Consider the following 3,365-nt stretch of genomic DNA (forward strand, 5'->3'; position numbering starts at 1 on the left):
GCCGGAGGAACGTAGCTCAGTGAGCTATTCAGTTCATATAGGTACTCGGAGAAAGTATATCGGTACAGTTGAGGAATGAGGTTGTCGATGATGCCACTGTTGAACCACGTGGGCGAATCCTGCAGGTATTCCTGGTAGGCCCACGGATACACGCTCGCGCTTGATGAGACGATGAGGTGCGTGCTGCGGCGCTTCACCGAGTCTCGTACGGCACGGTAGAAGGCGGTCAACTTCTGGGCGCGCCAGCGCATCCACTCAGGGTCACGGTAGTTGGCCGGCGGAGCGCTGCCAGCGTGTTCCTGGACATAAAGCTGCGCAGTCGCCAGGTCGTAGCCCCCCTCAACGGGCATGGCAGGGATTCGGTCTGAAAACTCGATCCCATCTACGTCGTAGCGGTCCACTATTTCAGTCACCAGGGCCAACAGCAAACCCTGGACCTCGGGATTGATGCCCGACATCCAGTCGAATCCGTTTTTCACCACCAGCGCTCCGCTGTTGTCCCGCAAGGCCCACTCTGGAAAAGTCCCCAGGATGTACCCGCCGCCCTGGGAGTAGGAGCAGGAAAAACCCATCTCGAACCACGGCCAGACCTCCATGCCGTTGCGGTGGGCCTCAATGACGACGCGCTCCAGAGGGTCGCGACCGGGGAAGAAGAGCGGATACATAGCCCTGCCGAACAGCCTGTCCATCACTGCGCTGGGATAGAGCGTGTAGACGCCGTCCACTCCGTGGCCGTTCCAGACCACCGGCAGGACCACATTGAAACCATGGGCAGCCAAGAAGTCCATGGCGCGTGCAATCTCCGCGTCGTCGAACAGCACGTAGCTATCGACGTTGGTGAGTTTGACGGCGCGAAGTTCGCGCAACGGCTGCGCGCTGCCGCAAAAAGGAAGAAGGAGCAAGAATAGACGGAGGAGTGCGCTGCGCATGGGCACCTCATGTGCGCCAGTAGATTCGTCGCCGGGTGAACCAGCTCACCATGAGCGCCAGCAAGAGCGTATAGCCTACGCCCCGCAGGAAGCCCAGCCAAGGCGAAGAAGTGAGAGCCGCGAGCAATTTGTCCGCGCGCGTGAGCGCGAACACCGGCCAGATGGCGTTGGCCATGCCCACGTAGGCGATCATCGGATTCTGGCCGTTCGCCACCAGGAGCTGCAGGAAGCGTCGTCCGCGCCAGATGTCCACGACCACGACCAGGGCCGCCAGCAAGAAAAAAGATAGCCCGGTGGTCAGGAAGTAGTAACTGAGCGTCGAATGGTCCTTCTTGATTCCCCCTTCATACGGCTCGAACACGAGGCCGGCAAGCAACCAGTAGGCTCCCCACAGCAGGAGCTGCCTCACGAGGAACTCGCGCTCGGAAGCGGCATTCCTGCTCAAACACAGAGCCACGCCGCAAAGGATAAGGCTCATGAGCGTCGTCTGCCACAGCCACCTGGCCTGCAGTCCCACCAGGGACGCGATGAGCACACCGAGAATCGTGCCCACGATCCCGCCGCTACGGAAGGGACTCCACGCCTGTGTTCCGGCCTCCACCTGGTGCAGGCGCTTCCTCCAATTGAGGAACAAATCGCCGGCAATCGTACCGGGGAGGACCACGAAAAGGTATTGGTGGTAGTAGAGCTTGTAGAGCCACGGGGCGGGCGTGGCCTGCCATAGCCACCTTACCCAGCCGGGCTCTGCGGATGCCAAACGAAGACCCAACAGGATGCCAAGGACTCCGAGGCGGAGTAGCAAACGATTCCGCGTCAGTAGCCAGAGAAACGAGCCCGATACCGCCACATTTGCCAAGACCAAAATGATGATGTCACTCCTCTGCAGGGAGAAGCCGCTTCCATCGGGGTAACGGAGCACGGCCAAGAGAGCCGCCGCGGCTGACCAGCCTATGCCGCGAATGACCCACCTCTGCCACCGCGGCCAGTGCGCTGGGAGGCGTGCGAACAAGGGGAACATTACGGCAAAGCCTGCAAGAGCAATACCCCAGGTAGCCGCTGTCGGCTGCGGATTGAGGACGTGCGGGCGGACGTGGCGCAAGAAGATGGCAAAGAATGCGAGCAGGAGGCCGCGTTCCGCTATGCCGAGTACGACCTTCCAGACAGGCGTGCCACTCGCAAGTCGGCGCGTCATGGCCAGGGGGATCGCTGCCCCCATGGCGAAAAGAAAGAGAGGGAAAACAAGGTCCACCCAGGTAAGGCCGGCGCGCGTCGGATCGAAGCTGTGGGTGGGAGGGGGCAGTTGCGCGTGGTACATCCACGCTGGCAGCACCCCGTAAGGGATGACGCCGGAAAGAACCATAGCCAAGATGGCCAGGCCCCGCAGGGCGTCTAACGAGAGGACACGGCCGCCCGATGGGTCGTAGGGTGACGACGAGGCACCGCTCCAAGAGGGCGAGCGAACTGAGGTCGTCATGCCGGCTATCTCTTTCGCGTCGCAAGAATGACCAACGGCTCCTGGGCCGGCAGCCCCTGAAGCTCGATCTCAAGCACCGCGTTGATATGCGATTCCTGCACCAAACCCGTCATGTCGATAATCTTGGCGGAAAGCAGCACGTACAGGTCCGGAACAAGGCCTCCGGCGTCGCCGTAGGTGGTAAGGCTTTCAATTAGGCTGGCCACAACGCTCTTGGCCTCCTGCACAGTGGTTGCCGCTACTGAAGCACAATCCTGTAGCTGCAGTCGTATCACCCCCTCGTGGTTCAGCACCCGGGCCGGGTGAGTCTCCTTGTGCACAAGGCGAAACCGACGCCGCACCGAGCGACGGCCGACAAACGCGGCCAGGAAGGCTGTCCGCCCGCGCAGCTCCACTTGCGCGGCGGGCAGGCGCATCGAGCGCGCGGCGATTTCATGCAGCTCTGCGTCGCTCAACGGGGCGATGCCCATCACCCGTGTGCGGAACTCGCTCTGCCCTGTGGCCACCGCAGTGACACGCTTGCTTCGCAGGTCAACTTCAACGCTTACCTCGATGGTCTCCGGCACAGCGCCCATGGCCTCCACCGAGCGTACGGCCTCCTGACGAATGGCGATCAGGTCTGCTTCCGTGGGATTGAGCACAGTTCGCTCCACCACGTCCCGGATGATGCCTAAAGCCACGCCGATGGCCGAGATGACCTCGCAGTGCTGCGCAATGGTGTAGGAAAGTCCCAGGCGCTGGGCAAGCGCCGGAACCAGCGCTGGGGCGCCGCCGCCACCGCCTACCAGCTGGACGATCTCCGGGCTCAGCTTGTACTCGCGCATGAGCCGCTTCACCACGGGGAGCAACTTGTCTGTGGCCAGGGTGAGGACGCGCCTGGCCAAATGGTGAACGTCGTCCTCCATGTGGTGCGCGAACACGGTGAAAAACGACCGTAGAGCGCGTTCATTGATGCTCACCCG

Annotated in this window: 3 protein-coding genes; all 3 read right to left on the minus strand. The window is 62.0% G+C overall.

Annotation, left to right across the window (positions count from 1 at the left end):
* A partial coding sequence (locus H5U38_10845) for a family 10 glycosylhydrolase (GenBank protein MBC7187521.1) occupies nucleotides 1–929 on the minus strand: 929 nt, incomplete at its 3' end.
* Between the two features lie 7 nt (nucleotides 930–936).
* Nucleotides 937–2,403, minus strand: a complete 1,467-nt coding sequence (locus tag H5U38_10850) for a DUF5009 domain-containing protein (protein ID MBC7187522.1) — start codon at nucleotides 2,401–2,403, stop codon at nucleotides 937–939.
* Between the two features lie 5 nt (nucleotides 2,404–2,408).
* On the minus strand, nucleotides 2,409–3,365 hold a 957-nt coding region (locus tag H5U38_10855), incomplete at its 5' end, for a hydantoinase (GenBank protein MBC7187523.1).

This window comes from Calditrichota bacterium (genome assembly GCA_014359355.1).
GTDB lineage: Bacteria > Zhuqueibacterota > Zhuqueibacteria > JANLFK01 > Oleimicrobiaceae > Oleimicrobium.

Bases quoted from the DNA above. Each gene is read 5' to 3' on its own strand.
- H5U38_10850 (MBC7187522.1), bottom strand. From the start codon at position 2,403: ATGACGACCTCAGTTCGCTCGCCCTCTTGGAGCGGTGCCTCGTCGTCA.